This window comes from Edaphocola flava (assembly GCF_004118155.1).
In the GTDB taxonomy this organism is placed as follows: domain Bacteria; phylum Bacteroidota; class Bacteroidia; order Chitinophagales; family Chitinophagaceae; genus Edaphocola; species Edaphocola flava.
The window spans coordinates 461,949-487,511 of record NZ_SAIQ01000001.1 but is presented as its reverse complement, the minus strand read 5'-3'; the positions used below and the strand labels follow the sequence as shown (position 1 = coordinate 487,511).

Sequence of the window (25,563 nt, the reverse complement as noted above, 5' to 3'; positions counted from 1 at the left end):
GTATTTTTGCAGCGAAATGGAAGTACCACAGCATCAGATAATCCTGGCTATTGAAAGCTCCTGCGATGAAACCGCAGCTTCAGTAATCAAAGACGGACAAGTATTAAGCAATATTATTGCCACGCAGAAAGTGCATGAGCAGTATGGGGGTGTTGTACCCGAAATTGCGTCCAGAACTCATCTGCAGCATATCGTCCCTGTCGTGGACCAGGCATTAAAAACAGCTGGCATTTCCAAAGATGCCCTACAGGCTATCGCATTCACTCAGGCTCCGGGATTACTCGGCTCCCTGCTGGTGGGCAGCAGTTTTGCCAAAGGTATGGCGCAGGCCCTGAATATTCCCCTCATCGGGGTACACCATATGCAGGCGCATGTACTGGCACATTTTATTGAGGACCCTAAACCTGCATTTCCTTTTTTATGCCTTACCGTTTCGGGAGGCCATACACAGATCGTGCTCTGCCATAGTCCGCTGGATATGGAGATACTGGGAGAGACCATTGATGATGCAGCCGGAGAGGCTTTTGACAAGATTGCCAAAATGCTCGAACTGCCTTATCCGGGTGGCCCGCTGATCGATCGTTATGCACAACAGGGCAATCCTCAGGCATATCCGTTCCCGATTCCCAGCCTGGAAGGCTTGAATTATAGTTTCAGCGGAATCAAAACCGCCGTCTTATATTTCCTTCAGAAGCAAAAAGCAATAGATCCGGATTTTGTACAGAAAAATATGGCAGATATCTGTGCTTCTGTACAATATACCATTGTAACCGCTTTGCTGAAGAAGTTTGAAAAAGCCGCTAAACAATATAAGGTACGCCATATAGGTGTAGCCGGGGGTGTATCGGCCAATAGCGGCCTGCGTACGGCCTTGACCGAACTGGGTAAGAAACTGCGGATTGAAGTATACCTGCCCAAGTTTGAATATTGTACCGATAATGCAGCCATGATCGCCATTACAGCGCATTATAAAATGCAGCGTAAAGAATTTACCGATCTGCTGGCAGTGCCTACAGCAAGAGCCGCCTGGAAATAATTATCTATGCCTAACGCTTATTTCGACTTCAAACAGTTTCGTATAGCACAGGATCGTTGTGCGATGAAAGTGAGTACAGATGCCTGTATACAAGGGGCCTGGCTGGCTACTGTATTCCGTCAGAACAATCCTGCGACCATATTGGATATTGGTGCCGGTACCGGATTGCTGAGCCTCATGCTGGCACAGGAAGTACCCCATGCCCTGATTACTGCTGTTGAAATTAATGAAGACGCCTGTGCACAGGCTGCCGAAAATGTGCGCAACAGCCCCTGGGCTGAGCGGGTACAGGTCTGTGGCAAAGCCTTGCAGGATATGGATGATACTTCATTGTATGATGCCATTATCTGTAATCCGCCGTTCTTTCACAACCATCTCGAGAGCCAGGATAGCCATCGGAGCATGGCACGGCACAGCCATACTTTAAGCAAAGAAGTGCTGGCCGAAAAAGTAGCACAGCTCCTGTCTGCCGATGGTAAAGCCGGTATATTATACCCTGCATCTGAATGGGATGCCTGGATACGTATTGCCCGCAAGGCCGGCCTGCATATACACAGCCAATTACTGATCAGACCGCATCTCCATAAAGCGCCCAACAGGGTCGTAGGACTGATGAGCAGGCAGGCACATCCGCAAACGGAAACAACCGAATTATGCATTTACGAATCGGGTTCCCGTACCTATACCCCTGAGTTTATTGACTTATTAAACCCCTACTATCTGCATTTGTAAGTTATATGCCTTATCTGTTGTATAAAATATTTAATACATTTGCAGGCAAAAAACTATAAAATTGCGTATACTTTCTACTATAGGAACCGGTCTGGCCTGTATCCTTTTGAACATATTTGTTTCCTGCGGCCCTGGTGCCGGAGATGTTGATGTCAGTAAAGTGGCTGTAAAGCTGGATTACGTTGACTTCTATAAAGATTTTTCTGCCATTGACAGTAATGCTGTTCCGGAAGGCTTACAGCAGTTACAGCAGAAATATCCGACTTTCCTTCCCTTTTACCTGGATACCTTACTGCCCTTTGGTCATATAGAACAGCCGTATACCAATGCAGAACATATAGTTCCGGTACGCACGGTTTTTGTTCATCCTGATTTTAAAGCATTAAACGATACCGTCAATAAAGTATTTACAGATACCCGTAAGTACAACGAGGCTATACTGGATGCCTTCAAACACATCAAGTATTATCTGCCCAATGTACCCTTACCGACCAAGGTATATTATTTTACATCCTGCCTGAACAAATGGACTTCTTTTACCCATAATGATCAATTAGGTATTGGTCTGGATATGTTCCTGGGCAAAAGCTTTCTCCCTTACCAGGCCATAGGTATACCAGATTATGCACTCATCAACCACACTCCTGAAAATATTCCGATGTGGGCAGCCAAAGCAGTGTATAACAGTGTGTATGAGCATGACAATTTCAATAAATCACTGCTGGACCTGATGATGCTGAATGGTAAAGAGATTTATTACCTGCATAAAGTATTGCCGGAGATGCCGCTGAGCCTGCTATTGGGCTATACTCCCGAACAGATGAAGTGGTGTGAGGCCAATGAACCACTGATTTATAACTTCTTCCTGAAAGATAATCTGCTGTATAGCAAGAACTATCAGCAGATCATGCGCTATGCCACACCAGCGCCTAATTCTGCAGGTTTCCCTGCCGAAGCTCCGGGCAATGTTAGTGCCTTTGTCGGATACCGTATTATTGAGGCCTATGCGCAAAAAAGCGGCAAAGACCTGCAGCAGATCCTGAACGAGCAGGATAATAACGCCATTTTCCAGGCGTCAAAATACAAACCTTAATACAGACATTATTAAATATTTTAAGCACCAACAATTCACAATTCTAATTGTACAATGAAAAAAGTATTGCTGTTAGTCGGAGCTGCTGTACTATCCTTAAGCAGCCGGGCGCAACTCAGTAAAGTAGACGAAATCTATGCACAGAGAGTAGAGGGTCAAAATGTAGACACCATAGCATGGATTAAAAATGCCAATTTTTACCTTGGGGGTAACCAGGGTTTGCTGCATAACTGGTCCGCGGGAGGAGAATTGGCCTCACTTGCTGTCAATGCAGTATTGAACGGTAATATCGTTCGTTATTACAACCGGCATGTATGGACCAATACCGTAGATGCTAATTATGCACTGTTTTACGCCTACTCTAATAGCTTCCAACCGCGTAAAACGGATGACCGCCTGGATTATACGTCCAAATATGGCTACAGGTTGGGGGACAAAAACTCGCACTTTTATATTTCCGGCTTACTGAATGCCAAAACGCAGTTCAGTAAAGGATATAACTATGACCTTCCGAATTGGAGAGACAGCAGCACTTCCGGCTTTCTTTCACCTTTATATGTACTGGTTTCTCCGGGTATAGAATACCGTAGAGGCTCTATGCTGAGCGTATTCTTGTCGCCGGCCGCCATGCGTATGACTTTTGTATCTAAAGATTATACCAGCCGTAGCGATGTGGGTGCCTTTGGTGTGCCTTATAATAAAAACCTGCGTATGGAAATGGGTGCTTATATGTCGGCAAGGTACCAGAAAGACATTACGAAGAACATTACCTACCGCAGCCGCTTAGATTTGTATTCTAACTACCTGGCCAAAAATACGTACGACATTAACGGAAATGTGATTAAAAAAGACAATCCGGGTAATATTGATATCCTCTTCGACCATTTTATTGCCTTTAAATTCTTTAAATACTTCTCTGCCAATTTTGGGTTGACGGCAATTTATGATAACGATGTGCCTTTTATTCCCACAAAAGATGCGAATGGCAACCCGATTAAAGAACCCATCGGCGGACTGGGATGGTGGCAGATAAAACAGACCTTTACGGTAGGATTTACCTATAAGTTTTAAAGCCTGGCCGTATTATACTGATACATAAATACATAAAAGAGCCATGAAGTAATACCTATACTTCATGGCTTTTTTATGTTTCAAGATATTTGTGATTTAATAATAAGTATAACATGGTATTAACCGGAATGAGTCGTACTTACTTGATTGATGTTACTACTTTTGCCGTTTTTGAAGCACAATAAACTACAACTATTAAATAACAACTACAATTCTAAACAATGAAAAAAAGATTACTGTTACTTGGGGCTACTTTGTTATCCTTAAGCAGCCAGGCACAACTTGCTAATGTAGACGAGATCTCAGCCCAAAGAATGGAAGATCAAAATATAGATACCGTAGCCTGGATCAGGAATGCCAATATATATCTTGGCGGAAATCAGGGCATGCTACATAACTGGGCTGCAGGGGGTGAATTAGCATCTCTCACCGTCAATGGCGTATTTAATGGCAATATTGTCCGCTATTATAACCGGCATATATGGACCAATACCCTGGATGCCAACTATGGATTGTTCTATGCCTACTCCAATAGTTTTCAGCCACGTAAAACAGATGACCGCCTGGATTATACCTCCAAATATGGTTACAGGCTGGGAGGACATAATGCAAACTTTTATATTTCCGGCCTGTTGAATGCAAAGACACAATTCAGTAAAGGGTATAATTACGACTTGCCTAACTGGCGGGATAGCAGTACCTCCGGGTTTCTATCACCCCTGTATGTACTTGTATCTCCCGGTATTGAATACCGTAAAGGGTCTATGCTCAGTGTGTTCGTGTCGCCGGCTGCCATGCGTATGACCTTTGTGTCTAAAGAGTACACCAGCAGAAGTGATGTCGGCGCTTTTGGTGTGCCCTATAATAAGACCCTGCGCATGGAGTTAGGGGCATACATGTCAGCGCGTTTTCAGAAGGATCTGAGCAAAACAATAACGTACAGGGGAAGGTTGGACTTATACTCCAATTATCTGGCCAAAAATACCTATGATGCATCAGGAACCCTGATTAAAAAAGATAACCCGGGTAATATAGATATCCTGGTAGATAACTTTATCGCGTTTAAGTTCTTTAAGTATTTTTCTGCCAACTTCGGGCTGACGGCGATATATGATAATGATGTACCCTTTGTACCTGCAAAAGATGCTATGGGCAAACAGACTCAGGATCCCTTGCGCGGACTGGGCTGGTGGCAGATCAAACAATCTTTCTCACTGAGCTTTAATTATAAGTTCTAAAAGGATGTACATATACAAGCCTTAAAGCATAAAAGGAGCCATCGGCTCCTTTTATGCTTTAAGCGCGCTTACAATCAGAATCGCGGGGAATTCGTTATATTTGTATTATTCAAAAGCTATTATTATGGATTACAATCAAAATGATTACAACAATGATTCTCTTATGGATGGAGAATATAAAGTAATTGACCAGCAGTATGTGGCCAAGTATGTTACTAAAGTATATGGCTGGATGTTCCTGGCACTGACCATTACGGCGGCCGTTGCCTTCTTTACCGTTACCAATCCTACTATTTTAGCAGCCTTAATTAAAAATCCGTTTATTTTCTTCGGACTCTTTTTAGGACAAATATTACTGGTAGGCTATCTGAGCCTGAGGGTGCAAAAAATGAGCGTAGGTACTGCAACATTTATATTCCTTGCCTATGCAGCACTTACAGGCCTTACAATCTCTACCATATTTTTACGATACAGCGGTGCTACGCTGATGTCTGCTTTTGGGACTACAGCAGTTACCTTTGGGGTAATGAGCCTGATCGGTTATTTTACCAAGCAGGATCTGACCTCTTTCGGTCGCATTATGCTGATGGCCTTAGTGGGCGTGATTATTGCTTCTATTGTAAATATTTTCCTGGGCAGCAGCATGCTGTACTGGATTATCTCCTATGTAGGCGTTGCAGTTTTTGTGGGCCTGATTGCATATGACACGCAGAAAATCAAAGCATTAGCATTGCTGGACAGTGAAGAAGCCCGCCAGAAAGGGGCTATTATGGGGGCATTGACCCTCTACCTCGATTTCATCAACCTGTTCCTGATGCTGTTGCGCATTTTTGGAAGAAGAGATTAATTTTCGTATATTTGTTTAATAAGCAGCCTTGCTGGCTGCTTATTTTTTGTAAAACAATTATTCTGTTTTGTACAATGAAGTTACTGAAAAAGAGCTTACTTATACTTACTGCAATATTAGGCATTGCAGGCAGCGGAAGGGTATGGGCACAGACTGAGGAGAAAGATGTACCAAAGACAATAACTGTGTTGGAAGAGCGTAAAGATGCACATGGCAATATCGTCCGTAAAATCCAGTATTTTAAGGATGGTATGCGCGTGACGCAAACAACGATTTCTCCGCCGATGCCCAGTTTTAAGGATAGGAAACCTTTTAATGTGGATACTATGAACAGGGACTCCCTGTTGGTCTATGTTGACAAGACCAATTACCTGGTAGCCCTGATTTACAAAAAGAAACGCATTCGTCAGTACCGTGCCGTATTCGGTCCGGACAGGCTTAAGGATAAGCTGTGTGAGGGCGATCGTGCAACACCCGAAGGTTGGTTTAAGATTATCAGTGTGCGCGACAATGCAAACTGGGGTAAATTTATCCAGCTGAACTACCCGAACGAAGAGTCCTATAAAAAGCACCAGGCGGCAAAAGCACAAGGGCTTATCTCACCCCAGGTAGGTGTGGGCAGTGCAATAGGTATTCACGGTACCTACCCAACCGGTGCAAAAATGGTGGAAATGGGCCTGGGCTGGACAGATGGCTGTGTATCGATGACTACAGATGATATCATGGACTTTTACAAGTTTGTACGCCCTGGAGTAAGGGTATATATAAAGAAATAAACAACCTATATAGTAAGTATAATATGCATAAAAAGGGCGCAACCAGTACCGGGTGCGCCCTTTTTATGCATATTATAAGCGCGAAAGCTGGAATTTAGGTAGGGTATTTTGCTTTCTGATATTTGGTATTCAGTGGTTAATATATGGGCATTTTGTATAAATGCAATACAAAAGTATGGGCTTAAGTAGAAATGCCTGTCCTAGTAAATCAAAAACAGTACATAAGTTAGCTCTTGGGTTTTGACTGGGATTTTCTATTGTAGGAATTTTGCATTGGGATTCAATGTCATATGATTTTGTGGCATCCTCGATAGTGAATAAACACAATAGTTAACCTTAAAAATAACAGACATGAGCTTAAAATTACAACAGAGATTCACCAGGGCAGGACTATGCGCACTGGTATTACTCGCAGGATCAAATTATGCAGCCCGGGCGCAAAGCTTACAGGATGCGACCAGCTCCGGTACCAGCGTTACCGTAGATACTTCTGGTTTGGGGACCAGTATATCAGGCAGCAACCTGGTCAATAATAACCCTTCAAGTTTTATTTTACTGAACAGCAACGGTACGGCCACTATTGACCTGGGTAGCGCACAGGTGATCAAAGGCTATAGCCTTACCGACGACCCTTCTAATGCGGCTTTTAACCCAACCAACTGGACCTTACAGGGTTCCAATACGGCAGGCAGCGGTTATGTAAACCTGGATTCCCGTACGGGTAATACCTGGGAAATGCTGGGCTCAAGAAAGTTCTTTGCAGTTAGTAACAATACTGCCTATCGCTACTATCGCCTGGTCAATAACGGTGGTGCTGCCATACACATAGCAGAGGCAGAGCTGTTTCAGGATTTCAGCATTACCGGCACAGTCTTCCAGGACTTTAACCTGAACAACATTAAAGATGGTGCAGAACCTGCAGTAGTGGGTACCAAAGTATGGCTCAAGCAATTAACATCAGCCAGTCCTTTAGTGACCTTATCTACCGATGCCAACGGTGCATACCAATTTACCAGCAGTCAACTTGATGGACTGGAGCGCTTTGCTGTAATTGTACAACCGCAGGGCAACCTGCTTCCTCGTACGGAACCTCTGGCTTTTGACTGGCCGCGCACTATGGCAGACGGAGCATTTGTATTTGCCAATGAAACACCATTACAGTTCAATACCAGTCCTTATCAAAAGAACGGTGTGCTGAATTTCGGGTTTTTACCTGCGTCCATCTCATACGTAACAGATACGATCGCCAGCAATCCCAATCTCATTACGAATGAGAACGGAGGTAGTTTCGGTACTATTGATTCTACCGGAAATGCTTTCGCAAATCTGCATATTAACGGAAGGCTGTATGATTATCTGCTCAGTGCAAGCCATCCTGAATTGTATAGTCCAACAGTCGATTATACCGTAGGATCCAGCTATGCATTCTATATGGGACCATTGTATTCACCTTCTTCCTACACCGTGACGAGTATGCTGGGTACAACAACGATCGAGACAGGTGATAACGGTAATGGAAGATTGACGGTACAGAGTTCTGCACTTAACTTTACGAACTGGGGCTGGCGCTATTCTGCCGGTGCCACTACCGGAGCCTGGAACGACCGTTTTATGGCCATTGACGGAAATAATGCTGCTGGAATCGGGACCAATGTAAATATCTTTGCCGACACGGTGAACCTGCTTGCCGGTAACAACTATTCTTTTGGTCTGTATGGAAAAGGTGCAAATAAATGGTTTCAGGGAAGCGTTTACGCTGTTGCCACAAAATTACGATATACATTAGTGAATATCGGCAATGGTGATACGGCTGCTACTGGCTACCTGGTTATACAGCCTACTACTGGAGATGCTACAGATAGTATCAATCTGGGCTGGAATAAAGTAGTATCGAATTTCTCTGTACTTTCAAGTGGTGATTACGGCGTTTATTATCAGACCTATGCTAATGGAACAGCCGGTAATGACGCCTACCTGGACAATTTCTTCCTGCGCAAGGCATCTTACCAGATCAGCGGTAAAATATATAATGATGCAAATGGTCTGACGAATAATGCAGTTGACGGTACACCAATAAATACACTGGGCAGTACACCTCTATATGTATACCTGATCGATCCGGTGACGAATCAGATCGTAGGTGTTTCCCCTGTAGCCCCGGATGGTTCTTATACACTCGTTGCACCTGATTTTAAAAATTACCTGGTAGCACCAAGTACACAGGTGTTAGATCCGGGAGCAACCTTTAATCCTGCAAATGCGTTGCCAACTGGTTGGAGTCCGACCGGTAGCAATACAGGCCAGAATAATACTACAGGTACGAATGTAACGGGCACAGCCACATCAGTAAATGTATTTCCTGTAGTTCCTTCAAGTGATGTTACTAATGTAAATTTTGGCTTCGAACGCTTACCGGAAAGTTATAATGCGACCAAGACGGTGACTGGCCCTCCGGTTATTGGTACACCGATCACGCTGTCCGATGTACCGATGCAGGGTTCCGATCCTGAAGATAACGGCGGGGTACAAGCACCTTTGAATGGCAAGCCGGTTATTGTAACCGCAGCACCGACCAATGGTTTTGTGTTGAAATATAATGGAGTAACAATCAATCCGGGAGACACTATTCCTAACTATAACCCGGCCTTACTGACGATAACCCCAACTGCAAGTACACCTATAGGTACAATAACAACCAGCTTCCAGTTTGCTTCAATAGATCTGGCGGGTAAAGCAGATCCAAGCCCTGCGAGCTATACAGTGAACTTCAGTCAACCCCTGCCGGTAACCTTAGGCGCATTCACTGCGGTAGTAGACAACCACTGTGCAGTACGCCTGGACTGGACCACATTGAAAGAAGAGCAACTGAAAAACATACAGGTAGAGCGTAGTGAGAACGGCAGGGCATTTAGCCCGATAGCTTCCATCACAGCACGTGGTACAGGCTTTGCTTACAGTTATACCGACCAGGCATTGGCAAAAGGACGTTATACTTACCGTTTAAGATTTAACGATCATGATACACGTTATAGTTACAGCGGAGTACAGCTGGTGGCTATATCCTGTGCCGCTGATATTCAGGTATTCCCTACAGAAACCAGGGATAAGGTAATGATCCAGGGCATCGGTAATCAGACAACAGTTACGGTTAGCGATGTGAATGGTAGAAAAGTACTGGAGACTACAGGTAATGGTCCGCAAATGACCCTGTCACTGGAAACACTGACCCCTTCGGTTTATTTCATCACGGTTTATACCGGCACCACACCGGTTGCACAGGTTAAAGTAGTGAAGCAGTAAGTCTAGCTTACCCATTTAACCCTAATAAAAAGCACCTGCAGGAATTCCTGCAGGTGCTTTTTTATCAGTTGATATCTTATAAATTTACTTTTTTGAGCTCGTTGAACAGGCGCAATTCATCATGTCCGATCTTGTGCAGCATGTCAGAGAGGTCATTATAGCTGACCAGGTCAGATTTTCGGGCCTTGCAGATGCGGGCCGCACTGTAGGCAAAATTCCGCCATTGGTCGCCAATAGCCGTCATGCGCTGAGAAAACTCTTTTAATTCTGGTTTGCCCAGTATCTCAGCTGCCTCCTGTAAGAACGCAGCATACAGAAAACGGAAACCACCGCCACCGGTACCGATCTCCTCCTGCATACGTATTATATTACCCACATACAGGACAGCCTGTCTGTCGGTAAGTTTATCGGGGTATGTTTTGATCCTTCTCGCCAGGGTATGTATCGCTTTATTGCCGAAAATACCGATTGGGGGAGATGTATACAGCCATATATTCTTTTTGATCCCTTTTTTGATGGCCTCCTCCATATCCAGTTGTTTGGGTACATCCGTAATGTAGTATAGCTTGCCCTTAGGCTCGGGAAATCCCTTGGCGAAACGTGCTTTCTGCATATCCTCGGGAGCGATCTCGTGCAGCCCTTCCAGTGTAGGGTCACTGATCAGGTAAGTACCATCCTCTTTCCGTCCATAGGCAACCAGGTTATGGGCATTGAACTGGAAGCGATAGGCTTCGGGCATATATGTAAGGTAGAAGATGCCGGAGAGCATACCTACGGGTATACCCTGGTCCAGCAGCTGGTCCAGGGCCGCTTTCCCTTTGGCTTCATTGCTGCCGAATTGCTGCATGGTATAATCAATATGCAGCGACTTCATGAGGGTTTTAAAGATGGTGCCGGGGTAGCTGCGGTAGCTGGTGCCGGGCACACCGTTTACTTTAATAAAAGGAATATGACTGAAGAACAGTCCGGCGCCGATACCGAAAGCCAGAGGCTCGGTCATGGGTACACCGTAATGTCTTAATAAATTGGTTGTTGCACCACTCTCACAGTGGGCATGCATCTGGTGCTTAAAATCTATAACAGGCAAAATATGATCTGGAATTATAAGTGATAATTAGTGCTTTTCAGCAGTATCGGGATTGAAATTACGGATGTCTGCTACCGTTATATTGAATGTGGTTGCGTATCGTTGCAGCATACTTTCCGGTAGTCCGGCAAATACTTTGGCTTTCAGGTGGCGTTTTACCTGCCAGCCCCATTTGCCAACGTGGCGGGCAAGTATACCGGTATCCATCAGGTTTTTCTTCATGAAATAGGCGAGTGGACTTAATGCTCCCTTACGAATACCATCCAGCACCTCTTCCAGTTCCAGTTTCGCCTGGTCCCAGGCCTGAATTGTAGCCAGGTGCTCTACCTCCCAGCCATCACTGTTTACCGTAGTATATTCGCCTTTTTCATCCGTCGCATATACCACTTTCCGGCTCTGGTCCCTGTTTTTATAATTACCCTTGTCCTGGGGTACTTCATTCGTTTTCATAAAGCAAAAGTAAATTTTATATTTCGAAAGGTCCTGCCCCCTGGCGGATCAGCTCAGGATAGTCATCAACCAGACTGATTACAGTAGATACCTGTATATTACCTATACCGCCATCTATAACCATGTCTACCAGGTGGCCGAAATCCTCGTGAATAACCTCAGGATCTGTGTAGTGCTCTACATCAGCCTCCTGTGGCAAAGAGGTACTCATGATCGGGTTCCCTAAAGCCTCGGCTATAGCATGCGTTATTTTATGGTCCGGAACACGGATACCCACAGTGTCCTTTTTCGTCTTCAGCAGTTTGGGCACCAGTTTAGTCGCATTCAGGATAAATGTATATGGTCCCGGAATACAGCTTTTCAGAAAACGGAATGTCGGGTTACTCATATTGGCTGCATAGGTACTGAGTTCGCTCAGATCTTTACAGATAAAAGAGAATTGCGCCTGCTTGGGATTGATATTCTTGATACGGCATACCTTTTCAATAGCCTGCTGGTTATTGATATCGCAGCCGATACCGTATATGGTATCAGTAGGGTAGATAATAACCCCACCTTTTTTCAGTACATCGGCGATTTGCTTCAGTACACGTTCTTGCGGATTGTCAGGATGTAGATGTACTAGCATATTGAATTTTTATATATAGTGATTGTATGTATACAAAAATACACTAAAATAAGTACTGCATTACATAATCATTCATATAGTAGCCATTGCCGATATTGATATCTTCTTCACGAAGCACCGTAAATCCATGCTTCTGGTAAAAGTTAAGTGCCGGATTATAGCGGTTTACATTCAGGGTAAGTGCTGTTTGCGCACCGGCAGCGGCAACCGATTTGATATGGTTCAGTAATTGCAGGCCCATATGTTTGCCCTGGGCTTCTGGCAGTACATATATCTTATGCAGCTTAGCTTCAGCGCCGTTTATATTCAGTTCTACTTCGGCAAAGCCCATAGGTGCCTCCAGCTCATCAGAGATCAGGTAGAATAAATTACCCTTTTCGAGTCTTTGCAGCAGTACAGCCGGCGCATACATTTCTTCCAGCATATAGCTAATCTGTTCCGGGCTCAGGATGTCTTTATAAGCAACCTTCCAGGTACGGGCGGCAATATCAGTAATATAATGTAGTGTTTTTGGAGAGACAATAGTAATATGATGGGGCACGATTAGATGTTTTTAACTGCAAAAATGCAGAGAAAGCACAAAAAAAATTGAAAAATGAGCAATATTTTATTATTAAAGTAGTTATTATTTTTGTAACATCGCACAGTTAAGACCCGAAAATTGAAAAAATACAGATATATATATAGTTTTTTGTTCCTGCTTGTTGCATTTTGTATACAACAAATGTATGCACAGCAACAGCAAAGGCAGCAAAATCCTCAAAAAGCCACTTCACCTGCCGATACAACCCGTAAGGTTGTCTACGAAGCGAGCCAGTTAAAGCCTGGTTCTAAAGAGTATATCGACAGTATGAAGCAGGCCCGGCAGCGCTATGTAGATAGTATGAAGGCTGCACGCACCCGTGAGCTGGATAGCATGCGGGCAGCGCAGAAACGTATTACAGACAGTACAGCTGCTGCCAATAAACATTACCGTGATAGCCTGAATACCGTACTGGAAGCACAGCGTGCGGCCCGTATGCGCATATCCGATAGTTTGAAGGTAATACAGCAGCGTCGCTCCGATAGCCTGATCAAAGCCAAAGCATACCGGGAAAGTAAGGCGTATAAAGACAGCCTGGCCCGGATGAAACAGGCCCGTCTGGATAGTCTGGCTACCTTAAGAGAAAAGCGCAATGAACAGATGGCTGCAGAGCGTAAGCGTATGCAGGATAGCCTGGCGGCTGTCCGGAAGCAGTATAACGATAGCCTGCAGGCAGTTATAGCTGCCCAGACGGCGCGTAACAAGGTTATTAAAGACAGTATAGCTGCGGTAAGAGCAGTACGTACCGATAGTCTGGCGAAGGCGAAAGTAGAGCGCGAGGCCTTAAGCAAGAAGAGAGCCAAAGACAGGGAGAAAAAGGCGAATGCAAAGGAAAGGGCCAAAGAACAGAAGAAAAGAGATGCCTATTCCAATGAGCAGATGCGTAAAAAGAAATGGGGTTTCGTGCGACAGGCATATCATAATACCACCACACGATATAACTACTATTATAATGCCAATCTGAATATGGATAAGATGGAGCAGAATATGCTCAAGCTGGCCAATAATAATTACGATTCCCTGTTGCCTTTATATCCTTTCGATCCCGATAAGGATTCCACAAGGTTTGCCAGTGATATGGACTCCCTCATCAGAAGAGCAGGAGTAGGCATACAGATTCACGATCCGCGCAGTAAATGGCAGGATAATATGTATCTGCTGGTGGGTAAGGCATATTACTACAAAGGAGATTATACCAATGCAGCAAATGCATTCAAATATATCGTAGCTACTGCAGAAGCAGAGAAGCGTCAGAAAGAAAAAGAAAAGAGCCAGAAAAAAGGAAATACCAAAACTAAATCTGCAGAAGGTAATGACCTGGCAGAGGAAGAAAAGAAAAATATATTCACCCACCTGTCTTCTAAGAACGATGCGATGCTCTGGCTGGCCCGAACGCTGGCACAGGACAGCCAGGTCAATATGGCCCAGACGGTATTGAATATGGTGCGCAGCAGCAAGCAGTTTAATGAAGACCTGCAAGGTCGATTCTCTGCTGCCCAGGCTTTCGTTGACCTTAAAAAGTTTGAATACGCAGAGTCTACAGACGACCTGGCTAAAATATACGATGATGAAAAGATGCCTAAATGGCTGAGAGAGCGGGCCGCCTACCTTAGGGGGCAGATTCTGCAGAGAGAAAATAACCTCCTTGCATCTGATTCTGCATTTGCCAAAGTAGTAGACCTGAAGCCTGCTATGGAGATGGATTTTAATGCCCGTATTCACCTGGTCAATAATAGTATTAATGCCGGCAGGGGTGATGCGAAAGAATTGATGCAGAGCCTCAGTGCAATGAGTCGCGAAGCGAAGTACAAATCGTTTTACGATAAGATCTATTTCACGATGGCTAAAGTGGCCGAGCGCAATAAAGATGTACCCGGAGCCATTGCCAATTACCGTAAGAGCATTCAGCAAAGTACCACAAACCCAACGCAGAAAGGATTGTCCTTTGCGGCAATGGGGGCCTTGTATTATGACCAGAATAAGTACAATGAAGCTAAAATATCTTATGACAGTGCCTTGCTCTTCCTCACCGAAGCGAATAAGCCGGAACATCCGGTGGCATTGCAGCGCTCACAGGCATTGGACAAAGTAGCAGCACCTGGTAATGAAGTAAGATATCTGGATAGTTTACTGACGCTCAGCGGCCTCTCCGAAAAAGAACAAAGAGCCATAGCCCGCAGGTACATCAAAGACCTGGAAAAAAGAATCAATGACAGCATATACCTGGCCAAAAATCCTTCAGCAGCAGGGAATAACCCTGTACTTGCCGGACCGGTATCTTTAGGCGGAGGATCGACTTTTTACTTTGCCAATCCTTCTATGGTGCAGCAGGGTATCAACACCTTTAAACAGAAATGGGGTGAGCGAACCTTAAAAGACAGTTGGAACAGGAGTAATAACTTCAAATCCGGTGGAGGTAGTACTGCAGGTACCGAAGAAGAAGAGGAAGAAACTGATCCGCTGAAAAGCCTGCCTACAGAAGAAGATCTGCTGGCCAGAATACCCAGGACAGAGAAAGATATCAGGGAGATGAAAGGCAGACTGCAACAATACCTCTTTGAGCTGGGTACAGCATACTACAAGAATATGGAAGATATTCCAATGGCAGTTAAGACATATGATGACCTGGACAAACGCTTCCCGGAACATCCTAACCGTGCAGAGGAGTTATATAACCGTTACCGTATGGCACTGGCCAAATCATCGGTAACCGATGCAGATGCTTATGCGCAAACACTGAAAAGTAAATACGCAGACTCTAAATGGGCCGGGCTGATTACCACCAATGCTGCGCAGGTACAGGAGCAAAGCAGCCAGGAAGATATTGCTGCTCATTATGAGCGTACCTATAATGCACTGATGAGCCAGGATTACCAACTGGCAATGAGCAATGCCGACAGTGCACAATCCCTTTATCCCAACGCTTATGCACCATTTGCTAACCGTTATACACTGGTGCGTATCGCATCAATAGCCGGTAAGGGGGACTATAAGACAGCCGACTCTTTACTGACCGGATTTATTGCACAGCATCCTAACGATGAGACCGCTGCCTGGGCTAAATCCCTCCAACAGTATGTGAAGAAGACAATGTCGCAGCAACCTGCAGCATCGGCAAGCGCTGGTGCTAATGGCCCGCAGGTGATGGCCGGAGACAATGTGCCTGCTGCATACAGCTATGCACCTGCTAACCTGCATTATGTACTGATAGCCGCTACAGGAGACCAGAACAGGCTGGTGGGCCTGCGTGCAGGACTTAAAGATTACCATAAGTCTCAGAAAGGGTTGAATGAACTGGCCACCTCTCTGACCCCGCTTGACGGGCAGAAAAATATCCTGGTCGTAAAAGAATTTAAGAATGCTGCAGCTGCAAAAGCATATATCAGCAATCTTAAAAAACAGTCTAACCTGTTCCGTGACTTTTCGGTTAATGAGTATGAATTAATTATGGTTTCTGCGGACAATATCATCAAATTATTTACCGATAAAGATTGGGCTAAATACCAGGAGTTTTATAAGAATAAGTACCCGCAATAATTTTTAGATTTTTTAAAGAAAATTTTGCAGAATCAAATTCGTTTTTTACCTTTGCAATCCCAACAGGGAAATAGAATCTTCCTTAGCTCAGTTGGTTAGAGCACCTGACTGTTAATCAGGGGGTCGCTGGTTCAAGTCCAGCAGGGAGAGCGAAAGGCTTCAACGAAAGTTGAAGCCTTTTATTTTTGGACCAATCCATTGCCAGGCCTGGATTTACACGAAAATATTTTTTAAAAATCTTTTCAAATCTGTTGGCAGAATTCAAAAACTGTTTTATCTTTGCAGTCCCAAAAGGGGAAAACAATCTTCCTTAGCTCAGTTGGTTAGAGCACCTGACTGTTAATCAGGGGGTCTCAGGTTCAAGTCCTGAAGGGAGAGCAAAAAAGCTTCGGTATATTACCGGAGCTTTTTTTATTCCAGTCTTTACCACTTCTGCAATCATTAAGATAGCTCTTGTAGAAGGTTGCTGCTACCCGCTAACAGGGCAACCTCTATCATAGCCCTACTACCATAAATATATTAGAGACATTATCAGATTCAGTACTTAAAATAGTCTGATCAGGTTATTGTACAGAAAGTATAATAACCTGATTTTTGTGCATGAATAGATTGTGTTTTTTACATCCCTGACACAGAGAAGATCGCTATTGAAATGTATATGATATAGCTTTTTAAGCCGAAGCTTTGAGGAGTGCGGGTGCTTAGAAATTTTATCGTTTAAGGTATGTATTATAATGTCAGCTGCACCTGTGAAAAATGATAGCAGTGAATGATTATTAGAAGAAACAAGATAAAGGTATAGCGTCCGGCTTGGTAGTAGTTGTAGTTTATGGATGCTATATCCTTTGTCTTATAACCGCCTGTTCAGGCAGTCTGTGATGGTAGCTGCATTCGATTATTTGTTTGATGAAGTAAAGTCTTTGCGCATATATTCCAACACCTATGGATTATAGTTAAATAGAACAATGCAGGCTTCTTGCCATCAGTTTCTTTCGTTTTGAGTGATAATAATCGGTTGAATTTATCCAAAAAATGAGCACATTTATTGGAAACGAAATTCGCGCTCCATGGAGCGCGAATTTTTGTTTTGTATATCATTCTCTTTATATCCTGCTTTCAGGGGTCTCTGTATAATCATTCAGTTTGCTGGCATCTATAATCGTTCCCTCTCCCTCTTCAGAATCATAATACATCGGGATGAATTTTGAGCCATTCAGGATCTCATCAAAGGTATAGCTGGTGCGGGATATAACCGTGTTGGAGAAATCTTCATCATAAGCTTTCAGATAGACCATAAATTCAAAATCAGCTTCCTCCAGCTCCTGCATACTCATACCCCAGATCGGACTGTCTTCATTAATAGGATGCACGATCGTCCAGCTCAGGTATAAAGAATTGATGGTATTGAACTGCATAGGCAGGCTGTAATACTTATTGATGGTTTTGCCGTTTTCCTCAATCATCATACTCGCCGTCAGGGTTACAATTACCTCACTCAGTCGGGCATTCTTGATTGGCAGCAGGCGAAACATCAGTCCCTTGCCATCCTGGAAAGGAGCGATTACGGCATTGTCACTGTAACGGATATAAGCCTTGGGCTTGACAAAACGGCCATAAAGAAGACCGGTTATAATCGCCAGGGTCAGGATGCCGATCAGGGCCTCGGTAGAGGCAATGGTATTGGTCAGTAAGCCTTCCGGGCTTATGCGCCCGTATCCTACCGTAGTCAGCGTCTGAGAGCTGAAGAAATATACCTCTTCAAAGGTCTCGAAAGGAGTGCCTTTGATTAGCCCTAAAAGATGGTTCTGGCAGCCTACGTAGTATATGCCTGCAAACAGCAGATTGATGAGCATATAGTATCCGAAAATCAGCAGGATAAACTTCCAGTTAGGGATATTGATCAGGTAGTGATAAATGCTGTATCGATCCAGGATGCCGGAGCCGCGCCATACGACATTGGGGCTACCATCCTTATTGATAAAACGGGCATACTTGGTCGTAGCCCTGCTGTTGAGTCCGGTATTGTCAATATCTTTCTTCCCGGGCTTATGTATAGCCATGAATGAGATAATTAAAGGGTAAGGGGAATGTTGTAATTAAGCCTTCACCACGGGCTTCTTCTTGAGCTTAGGAGGCTTGGGGCGTCCGCCCAGCAAGACTCCCCAATGATGAAGATTGGGAATTTCGTCGAAAATAACTTTAAAAATAGCTACTGTTGGTACCGCCAGGAACATGCCGGGAATGCCCCATATAAGGCTGCCGATAAATACACTGACGATCGTAGCCAGCGCATTAATGCTGACTTTGTTACCTACCAGTACCGGCAGGATGATATTGCTGTCGATCAGGTGTACAATAATAGAAATAATGCCGACCCATATGGCCGCATGCGGAGAGTTGGTTGCAAAAGTAATGATCACACTGATGATGGCTGCTGTAATAAATCCGAGGTAGGGCACTACATTCATCATCGCTGAAATCACCGCCAGTAAAATAGCATACTTCGCCCCCACAATTGAGAAGCCCAGGGCCAGGCAGGAAGCCACAATGAGCATTTCGATCAGCAGACCGTTCAGGTAGCCTTTGATTACATTTTGTGTCTTATTGATGATCTGCGCTACAGCACCGCCTTCCAGATGACGAAAACTGACATTCAGAAAGGTGCCTATATTATCTTTATAGATCAGTATCATTAAAGTATAGATAAAGGTAAAGACACCCAGCAGCATAGAGCTGGAGAAAAATGAAATCATACTGCCAACTACATTAGGCGTTTCATTCAGTAATTTTTTCAGCAGGGGATCAATATTCTCCTGTATCACCGCTGGAGAAACATGCAGACGGTCCTGTATAAAGTTCTGGGCATCGACGATCAGTTCGTTAAACTTATGCTCCAGCTGCGGAAAATCGTTCCGGAAATTGATCACCTGTGCAGAGATGAAAAGGAATACGCCACTCAATACCAGTAACGCAAGAAGCAGGCATATGGTAGCAGCCCAGGAGCGGCTCAGTCCCTTCTTTTCCAGGTATCTTGTAGGAGTAGCCATAGCCAGGGCGAAAATAGTGGCCATAGCCAGGGGCAGCAATACACTTTTGCCAAAGGTGAGCATAAGTACAATAATGCTGATAACCACCAGGCGGTAGGCCAGGAACTGCATAATGTCTTTCTGTCTCATGTTTGGATTTTGCATAGCGTTTAATGTTTGCCTTTGGCAAGGCTGAACCCGAAGGAGGAGCCTACACCAACTTTACTTCTTACATTAATAATCTGTCTGTGTGCTTCAATAATATGTTTTACAATAGCCAGTCCTAATCCTGTTCCCGGTATCGCACTGCTACGGCTTTTGTCGGTACGGTAAAAACGTTCGAAAATGCGGTTTAAATGCTGTTCCTCAATGCCCACACCATCATCCGAAACCTCTACATAAATTTTTTTCTGATCCAGCTCCCAGAAGCCGGTTGTGATGGTGCCATTCTGATTGCCATACTTGATCGCATTTTCAATAATGTTCACGACCACCTGGCGTATCTTTTCCCGATCGGCATGCACCAGCAGGTTTTCATCCGCATCATCTTTAAACAGCAGTTGAATGTTTTTCTCCTTGGCTTTCAGCATCAGCTCCTCGTAAGTGTCCTTAAAGAGGTTCATGATCTTAAAGTTAGAATAAATCAAAGGATTATTACCCGCTTCCAGTGCAGAAATCTGCTCCAGGTCACTGGCCAGCTGCACCAGGCGGTCCAGGCCCTTGCTGGCATTTTTAAGAAATTTGCGGTTTACATTTTCATCTTCAATGGCCCCGTCCAGTAAGGTATGGACATAGCCCTGTACGGTAAAAATAGGCGTACGCAGTTCATGCGTCAGATTACTCAGGAATTCTTTACGGAACTGCTCATTTACTTTCAGCAACTCAATCTCGGTACTCTTTTTCTCCGCCCATTTGGTTACATCATGCTCTACCTGCTCTATAGTCTTTTGCGGCAGAATTTTATCGTAGAAAAACTGTTCCTTTTTACCCGCCTTGGTATTGTAGATGAATTTGTAAATCAGCTTCAGTCTCCTGCCGATAAAGATCTGCAGGAAGTAATTATACACCAGGTAGGACAATACAAAAGTAACTCCGAAAATAATGACCGGCAGCGTCCATTCACCATCTATCGCCAGCGACAGGAGCGAAAGGGAAGAAGCCAGTATAAATGCTGCCAGCAGGCAGATCATCTTCGGAGACAGGTATTTTATAGAATTGGGCATTGGACGTGCTCTCGTTTAGCGTAACATTTTTCTGAAGCATCGCTTGCGTTTGTGCTGCACATGCTCATAGTTTTTCCAGTGATTGATTGCTTTTTCATTGGTCTCAATCATACCGGTCGTTTCTACCCACTCCACACCATGTTCAATCATGATCTGTTGCAGCTCTGTAATCAGCAGTGCGCTTACGCCCTGTGCCTGCCAGTCCGGGTGAATGCCCGTCAGCAGCAGGTCCGCAACTTTAGGCTTTTTCAGAGCCTTCATGATATGCACAAAGCCAAACGGGAATAGTTTTCCTTTTGCTTTCTGCATCGCTTCGCTTAAAGAGGGTAAGCTTACGATGAAACCAATAATATTTTTATCAGGATCTTCTACCACTTTCACGAATTTCGGATTCAGTACCTCGATGTATTTACCGATGTAGAATTGCAGTACATCATCCGGCATTTGTACAAAGCTGAACAGTTCGTCAAAAGCTGTATTCAGCAGGTGAAACACCTGCAATGCTACGGTTTTTAACTCATCTTTATTGCTAAAGCTTCTTACCGTTAAGTTATATCTTTTCTTGATCAGGTCATTCAGTTTCACGGCCTTCTCCGGAATCGCTTCCAGTACTTTCAGTTTAAACTCGACCCAGTCTATTTCCTTCTCATAACCCTGCGCCTCCATATGCTTTTTGTAATAATCCATATGGTATTCCGATGCAATAGAAGGTAATTGATCAAATCCTTCGATCAGCATAGCCTGGTGGTCCAGGTTGGTAAAGCCCAGTGGCCCGTGTACACCATCCATGCCCTGATCCAGAGCCCATTGCTCCGCTGTTTTCAGTAATAATGCAGAGACAGCAGGATTGTCAATGAATTCGAGTCGGGTAATGCGACACATCTTTTCATTGAACTTTTCATTCGCAGCCGGATTAATGATTGCTCCTATACGACCTACCACTTTGCCATTGTCTTCAGCCAGCCAGAAAGACGTTTTGCAGTACTTCATGGCAGGGTTGGTTTCCGGCATCAGCGATTTTACTTCATCATCCTTTATCGGGGGAACCCAATAGCGGTTGTTTTTATAAAGATCAAAGGGGAATTGCACAAATTTCTTAATATCGGCTTTGGTATGTATCGGTCTGATCGTTATAGACATCGTGTTTACGCGTTTTGATATATGTATATTTACCTAATGTAGCTATAAATGTATAGCATAATTGCGACAAATGTACTGTAAACGCAACAATTTCGGGCATATTTTTTGCTTCGGGGCAGGCCGTATTTACATATAAAGACTTATCTACATTTTATGCTTGTTTTGGGGATAAGTATGGTCTTTTTTTGCTATTTAAATCGTATCTTCGCATATTAGCAAAGAAGGGCCGTTGCGGCCCGGTTTTAAGGAAATATAAAACACACAAATGAGCTTGGAAAACAACGAAAATGTGACCGTTCAGCCCGGATATGATGCCAATTCCATACAGGTATTGGAAGGTTTGGAAGCGGTGCGTAAGCGCCCTTCAATGTATATCGGGGACACGGGTGTGAAAGGCTTACACCACCTGGTTTATGAGGTCGTGGATAACTCCATCGATGAGGCTTTGGCAGGACACTGTAAAAATATCAAAGTCGTTATCTATCCCGACAACTCTATTTCCGTAGAAGATGATGGCCGTGGTATCCCTACGGGCATTAATGCGAAAGAAGGTAAATCTGCCCTGGAGATCGTAATGACCGTACTGCACGCAGGGGGTAAATTCGACAAAGACTCCTATAAAGTATCCGGTGGTTTGCACGGGGTAGGGGTAAGCTGTGTGAATGCATTAAGTACACACATGCATACAACGGTTTTCCGTGAAGGGAAAATTTTTGAGCAGGAGTATAAATGCGGTATTCCGCAATATGATGTACGGGAGATCGGTACTTCCGACAAGCGTGGTACCCAGCAGCATTTCTGGCCGGATCCTACCATATTTACCACTACCACTACTTATAGCAGAGATATCCTTGCAGCACGTTTACGCGAGCTGTCTTTCCTGAACAAAGGCATCAGCATTACGCTGACCGATGAGCGGGAAGTTGATGACGACGGTACCCCTCAGACAGAAGTATTTTTCAGTGAGGGTGGTATTGTAGAGTTCATTCAATTGCTGGATAAAAATGCGAAAAGAGATGTGCTGATTCCTGAGCCGGTATATATGCAGGGCTTCGACCAGGAAGCATTTGTATCGGTAGAAGTCGCTTTGGAGTATAACAGCTCTTACAGCGAGAATCTCTTCTCTTATGTAAATAATATCAATACTATTGAAGGCGGAACCCACGTATCCGGCTTCAGAAGAGCCATTACGCGTGTGTTTAAGGCGTATGGTGATAAGAATAAACTGTTTGAAAAAGCAAAGGTTGAAATCCTGGGCGATGACTTCCGTGAAGGTTTAAGTGCAATCATTTCGGTGAAAGTGCCGGAGCCACAGTTCGAAGGCCAGACCAAAACGAAGCTGGGTAACTCAGAAGTGAGCGGCATCGTGGATGGGGCAGTAAGCAAAGTACTGGAGCATTACCTGGAAGAAAATCCAAAGCAGGCCAAACTGATCATTGACAAAGTGATCCTGGCCGCACAGGCACGTGCCGCAGCCAAAAAAGCCCGTGAAATGGTACAGCGTAAAAGCGTACTGACCGGCGGTGGTATGCCGGGCAAACTGGCTGACTGTTCTGATAAAGATCCGGGACGCTGTGAGTTATACCTTGTGGAAGGGGACTCGGCAGGTGGTACCGCCAAACAAGGCCGTGACCGTACATTCCAGGCCATCCTGCCATTAAGAGGTAAGATTCTGAACGTTGAAAAAGCGCAGGAACATAAGATCTACGAAAATGAGGAGATCAAGAATATGTATTCAGCACTTGGTGTAACTGTAGGTACTGAAGAAGATCCTAAAGCGCTGAACCTGACCAAACTGCGTTACCATAAAGTAATCATCATGACGGATGCCGATGTCGATGGTTCACACATCGCTACGCTGATCCTGACGTTCTTCTTCCGCTATATGAAGCAACTGGTAGAGCAGGGGTATGTATACCTGGCGCAACCACCTCTGTATTTAGTGAAGAAAGGTAAAGATCAGATGTATAGCTGGAATGAAGACCAACGTAAAGCAGCGGTTATAAAACTGGCCGCAGGTGGTAAAGAAGACAGCGTAAACATTCAGCGATACAAAGGTCTTGGTGAGATGAATGCAGAGCAGCTTTGGGAAACAACGATGAATCCTGCAAGCCGTACGCTGAAACAGGTAACCATTGATAGTGCCGCAGAAGCTGATAGCGTATTTGCGATGCTGATGGGTGAAGAAGTAGCACCACGCCGCGAGTTTATCGAAGCGAATGCTAAATATGCGAAACTGGATATCTAATCAGATTTGATATAATACAATAAATAAGGGCTTTCCGATCTGGAAAGCCCTTATTTATTGTACAATATACAAAAGCAAAGAGCGCTCTGTGAGCGCCCTTTTGATGGTGGTAGGATTGGGGTTTTATTTTTTGCGGATACCGCTGTCAATGACTTTACCGCCTTGTAATAATTCAAGTTTCAGGTCTCCGTTTTCCATAGGTGTAAATTGTAAATAGCTATCATTGCTGGCTTGGCGGATGCCCTGGAATTTTGTTTCCGAAATGGGATAGAAGCGCATGTCCCAGGTATTCCTGGTGGTGTTGTATATCAAGTGACCATCCAGGTATGTAATGGAGTGGGCTTCTGCGCCGGCACTGGTATCGGCCGTTTGGTATACGCCCGTATATTGTTGTAGCGTAGCCGCCGGTAGGGTGATCTTTTTATGAAACTCCATTTCCTGCGGACTGTCTTCCAATACCTGCACAATATTGTTATAAGGGAAAGCTCCCATTTTGAAATTCTGCAGGATGATCACGGTGCGATCTTTCAGCATATTATGGAAGATGAGGGTAGCAAAACCATCCCAGCTGCCGTTGTGCCCGAACGAAAATCTGTTTGCTCCTTTAGACAGCATAAACCCGAATCCATAGGCAATATCCTGTCCAGAGCTGGTTTGTGTGACTGCCGTCATTTCTTCAAATTCACTTTTGGTGAGGAAGGTATTGTTTTTAAGCGCTGTTATCCATTTATAGATATCGCCTACCGTCGAATTTACTTTTGCCGTACCAGTCACACCGTCAACTGTGCGTACAAAATAGTCTCCGGACTCCCTTTGGTCTGAAGATATTTTTCTGAAAGAGCCGGTGGCCCAGGCATAGCCCGTTGCAATATTCTTTATCGTGCGTGGTCGCTGTTTGCGGTTGTAAATAAATGTGTGGTCCATGTGCAGGGGCTTGAATATGCGCTGCTGAAGGAAACCCGCAAAGGGCTTGCCTGATAACCGTTCTACGATACTGGCGAGCAGTACATAGTTGGTGTTGCAGTAACGGTGCCTGCTGCCGGGCTCAAACCTGAGCGTATCTTTTCGCTGTGCATAAAACCGGATCACATCTGCATTGGTCGCAATTTTAGTGCTATCCTGATTATTATCCATATCTGCAAGAAATTCGGGCAGACCACTGGTATGGCGGAGCAGGTCTGCAATCGTAACCTTGTTCCAGAAGCCCAGTTCCGGCAGGTATTTCGAGATCGGGTCCTTATAGTCTAGCTTGCCCTCCCGCTTCAGCAGTACAATGGCAGTAGCGGTAAATTGTTTAGAGCAGGAAGCCAGTTCAAAAATTGTTTGTGCAGTATTCAGTGCTTTTGTCCGTTCGTTACTATAGCCATAGCCTTTTTCCAAAATCACCTTTCCTTTTTCCGCAATTAGTACCGAACCGTTAAACTGATGCTGGGCATGTAGTGTAGCGAAAATACTATCCAGCTGTTGCGTGTGGTTTTTGTGCTGCCCAAAGCATACGAGCGAGCAAATGGACAAGAGTAGTAATAAGTTGATTTTGATCATGCAGAT

At 44.5% G+C, this 25,563-nt stretch carries 19 protein-coding genes and 2 tRNA genes; 12 read left to right on the top strand and 9 right to left on the bottom strand.

Features of this window, described 5'->3' with window-relative positions; translation table 11 throughout:
• Positions 1-16: 16 nt before the first annotated feature.
• The 8 genes from tsaD to EMP01_RS02190 all read left to right on the top strand — a co-directional run bounded on the left by tsaD (position 17) and on the right by EMP01_RS02190 (position 10,093).
• Positions 17-1,036, top strand: a complete 1,020-nt coding sequence (gene tsaD, locus EMP01_RS02225) for a tRNA (adenosine(37)-N6)-threonylcarbamoyltransferase complex transferase subunit TsaD (protein WP_129019861.1) — start codon at positions 17-19, stop codon at positions 1,034-1,036.
• Positions 1,037-1,042: 6 nt separating this feature from the next.
• Positions 1,043-1,768, top strand: a complete 726-nt coding sequence (locus EMP01_RS02220) for a tRNA1(Val) (adenine(37)-N6)-methyltransferase (protein WP_129019860.1) — start codon at positions 1,043-1,045, stop codon at positions 1,766-1,768.
• Positions 1,769-1,829: 61 nt separating this feature from the next.
• On the top strand, positions 1,830-2,861 hold the full coding sequence (gene gldB / locus EMP01_RS02215) for a gliding motility lipoprotein GldB (RefSeq protein ID WP_129019859.1): 1,032 nt from the start codon (positions 1,830-1,832) through the stop codon (positions 2,859-2,861).
• A gap of 54 nt (positions 2,862-2,915) precedes the next feature.
• Positions 2,916-3,932 carry a DUF3078 domain-containing protein gene (locus tag EMP01_RS02210; RefSeq protein ID WP_129019858.1) on the top strand — a complete coding sequence of 339 codons (1,017 nt, stop codon included), beginning with the start codon at positions 2,916-2,918 and terminating at the stop codon, positions 3,930-3,932.
• Positions 3,933-4,153: 221 nt separating this feature from the next.
• Positions 4,154-5,170, top strand: coding sequence for a DUF3078 domain-containing protein (locus EMP01_RS02205; protein WP_129019857.1), 1,017 nt, complete (start codon positions 4,154-4,156; stop codon positions 5,168-5,170).
• Positions 5,171-5,294: 124 nt separating this feature from the next.
• Entirely contained in the window at positions 5,295-6,017 is a 723-nt protein-coding gene (locus EMP01_RS02200; protein ID WP_394345057.1) for a Bax inhibitor-1/YccA family protein, read from the top strand.
• 74 nt (positions 6,018-6,091) lie between these two features.
• Positions 6,092-6,793: a L,D-transpeptidase family protein gene (locus EMP01_RS02195; protein ID WP_129019856.1), complete on the top strand. Its 702-nt coding sequence runs from the start codon at positions 6,092-6,094 to the stop codon at positions 6,791-6,793.
• A gap of 351 nt (positions 6,794-7,144) precedes the next feature.
• Positions 7,145-10,093, top strand: a complete 2,949-nt coding sequence (locus tag EMP01_RS02190; RefSeq protein WP_129019855.1) for a T9SS type A sorting domain-containing protein — start codon at positions 7,145-7,147, stop codon at positions 10,091-10,093.
• Positions 10,094-10,169: 76 nt separating this feature from the next.
• Here EMP01_RS02190 and EMP01_RS02185 read toward each other — a convergent pair whose 3' ends face one another.
• The 4 genes from EMP01_RS02185 to EMP01_RS02170 are packed head-to-tail and all read right to left on the bottom strand — an operon-like array spanning position 10,170 to position 12,799.
• Complete coding sequence (locus EMP01_RS02185; RefSeq protein WP_237559448.1) at positions 10,170-11,180, bottom strand: BtrH N-terminal domain-containing protein; 1,011 nt, start codon at positions 11,178-11,180, stop codon at positions 10,170-10,172.
• Positions 11,181-11,207: 27 nt separating this feature from the next.
• On the bottom strand, positions 11,208-11,630 hold the full coding sequence (locus EMP01_RS02180; RefSeq protein WP_129019854.1) for a hypothetical protein: 423 nt from the start codon (positions 11,628-11,630) through the stop codon (positions 11,208-11,210).
• A 16-nt stretch (positions 11,631-11,646) separates the two neighbouring features.
• Positions 11,647-12,258, bottom strand: coding sequence for an L-threonylcarbamoyladenylate synthase (locus EMP01_RS02175; protein ID WP_129019853.1), 612 nt, complete (start codon positions 12,256-12,258; stop codon positions 11,647-11,649).
• 43 nt (positions 12,259-12,301) lie between these two features.
• A complete protein-coding gene (locus EMP01_RS02170; RefSeq protein ID WP_129019852.1) occupies positions 12,302-12,799 on the bottom strand; it encodes a GNAT family N-acetyltransferase in 498 nt (165 codons plus the stop codon).
• Positions 12,800-12,982: 183 nt separating this feature from the next.
• Between EMP01_RS02170 and porW the strand changes: the two genes are divergently transcribed.
• From porW to EMP01_RS02155, 3 genes are all read left to right on the top strand, one after another.
• Complete coding sequence (gene porW, locus EMP01_RS02165; RefSeq protein WP_129019851.1) at positions 12,983-16,378, top strand: type IX secretion system periplasmic lipoprotein PorW/SprE; 3,396 nt, start codon at positions 12,983-12,985, stop codon at positions 16,376-16,378.
• A 76-nt stretch (positions 16,379-16,454) separates the two neighbouring features.
• Positions 16,455-16,528 (top strand) — tRNA-Asn (locus EMP01_RS02160).
• A gap of 154 nt (positions 16,529-16,682) precedes the next feature.
• Positions 16,683-16,756, top strand: a tRNA-Asn gene (locus EMP01_RS02155).
• A gap of 725 nt (positions 16,757-17,481) precedes the next feature.
• Here the strand turns inward: EMP01_RS02155 and EMP01_RS02150 are convergent.
• From EMP01_RS02150 to EMP01_RS02135, 4 genes are read right to left on the bottom strand one after another with little or no spacing between them, the layout of a single operon-like run.
• Entirely contained in the window at positions 17,482-18,438 is a 957-nt protein-coding gene (locus EMP01_RS02150) for an ion channel (protein ID WP_129019850.1), read from the bottom strand.
• A 36-nt stretch (positions 18,439-18,474) separates the two neighbouring features.
• Positions 18,475-19,554, bottom strand: a complete 1,080-nt coding sequence (locus EMP01_RS02145; RefSeq protein ID WP_237559447.1) for an AI-2E family transporter — start codon at positions 19,552-19,554, stop codon at positions 18,475-18,477.
• Positions 19,555-19,574: 20 nt separating this feature from the next.
• Positions 19,575-20,627 carry a sensor histidine kinase gene (locus EMP01_RS02140; protein WP_129019848.1) on the bottom strand — a complete coding sequence of 351 codons (1,053 nt, stop codon included), beginning with the start codon at positions 20,625-20,627 and terminating at the stop codon, positions 19,575-19,577.
• A 15-nt stretch (positions 20,628-20,642) separates the two neighbouring features.
• Entirely contained in the window at positions 20,643-21,767 is a 1,125-nt protein-coding gene (locus tag EMP01_RS02135) for a GNAT family N-acetyltransferase (RefSeq protein WP_129019847.1), read from the bottom strand.
• A gap of 271 nt (positions 21,768-22,038) precedes the next feature.
• On the opposite strand from EMP01_RS02135, the gene gyrB reads away from it, so the two are divergent.
• The gene (gene gyrB, locus EMP01_RS02130; protein ID WP_237559446.1) at positions 22,039-24,015 is read left to right on the top strand and encodes a DNA topoisomerase (ATP-hydrolyzing) subunit B; all 1,977 of its coding nucleotides are present in this window, start codon (positions 22,039-22,041) and stop codon (positions 24,013-24,015) included.
• 123 nt (positions 24,016-24,138) lie between these two features.
• Here the strand turns inward: gyrB and EMP01_RS02125 are convergent, their stop codons facing one another.
• Complete coding sequence (locus tag EMP01_RS02125) at positions 24,139-25,557, bottom strand: serine hydrolase domain-containing protein (RefSeq protein WP_129019845.1); 1,419 nt, start codon at positions 25,555-25,557, stop codon at positions 24,139-24,141.
• Between the last annotated feature and the right edge of the window lie 6 nt (positions 25,558-25,563).

Excerpts from the sequence above, each read along its gene's own strand:
- tsaD (WP_129019861.1), top strand. The coding sequence starts at position 17 with ATGGAAGTACCACAGCATCAGATAATCCTGGCTATTGAAAGCTCCTGC.
- EMP01_RS02220 (WP_129019860.1), top strand. The coding sequence starts at position 1,043 with ATGCCTAACGCTTATTTCGACTTCAAACAGTTTCGTATAGCACAGGAT.
- EMP01_RS02210 (WP_129019858.1), top strand. The coding sequence starts at position 2,916 with ATGAAAAAAGTATTGCTGTTAGTCGGAGCTGCTGTACTATCCTTAAGC.
- EMP01_RS02205 (WP_129019857.1), top strand. The coding sequence starts at position 4,154 with ATGAAAAAAAGATTACTGTTACTTGGGGCTACTTTGTTATCCTTAAGC.
- EMP01_RS02200 (WP_394345057.1), top strand. The coding sequence starts at position 5,295 with ATGGATTACAATCAAAATGATTACAACAATGATTCTCTTATGGATGGA.
- EMP01_RS02195 (WP_129019856.1), top strand. The coding sequence starts at position 6,092 with ATGAAGTTACTGAAAAAGAGCTTACTTATACTTACTGCAATATTAGGC.
- EMP01_RS02190 (WP_129019855.1), top strand. The coding sequence starts at position 7,145 with ATGAGCTTAAAATTACAACAGAGATTCACCAGGGCAGGACTATGCGCA.
- EMP01_RS02180 (WP_129019854.1), bottom strand. The coding sequence starts at position 11,630 with ATGAAAACGAATGAAGTACCCCAGGACAAGGGTAATTATAAAAACAGG.
- EMP01_RS02175 (WP_129019853.1), bottom strand. The coding sequence starts at position 12,258 with ATGCTAGTACATCTACATCCTGACAATCCGCAAGAACGTGTACTGAAG.
- porW (WP_129019851.1), top strand. The coding sequence starts at position 12,983 with ATGTATGCACAGCAACAGCAAAGGCAGCAAAATCCTCAAAAAGCCACT.
- EMP01_RS02150 (WP_129019850.1), bottom strand. The coding sequence starts at position 18,438 with ATGGCTATACATAAGCCCGGGAAGAAAGATATTGACAATACCGGACTC.
- EMP01_RS02145 (WP_237559447.1), bottom strand. The coding sequence starts at position 19,554 with ATGAGACAGAAAGACATTATGCAGTTCCTGGCCTACCGCCTGGTGGTT.
- EMP01_RS02140 (WP_129019848.1), bottom strand. The coding sequence starts at position 20,627 with ATGCCCAATTCTATAAAATACCTGTCTCCGAAGATGATCTGCCTGCTG.
- EMP01_RS02135 (WP_129019847.1), bottom strand. The coding sequence starts at position 21,767 with ATGTCTATAACGATCAGACCGATACATACCAAAGCCGATATTAAGAAA.
- EMP01_RS02125 (WP_129019845.1), bottom strand. The coding sequence starts at position 25,557 with ATGATCAAAATCAACTTATTACTACTCTTGTCCATTTGCTCGCTCGTA.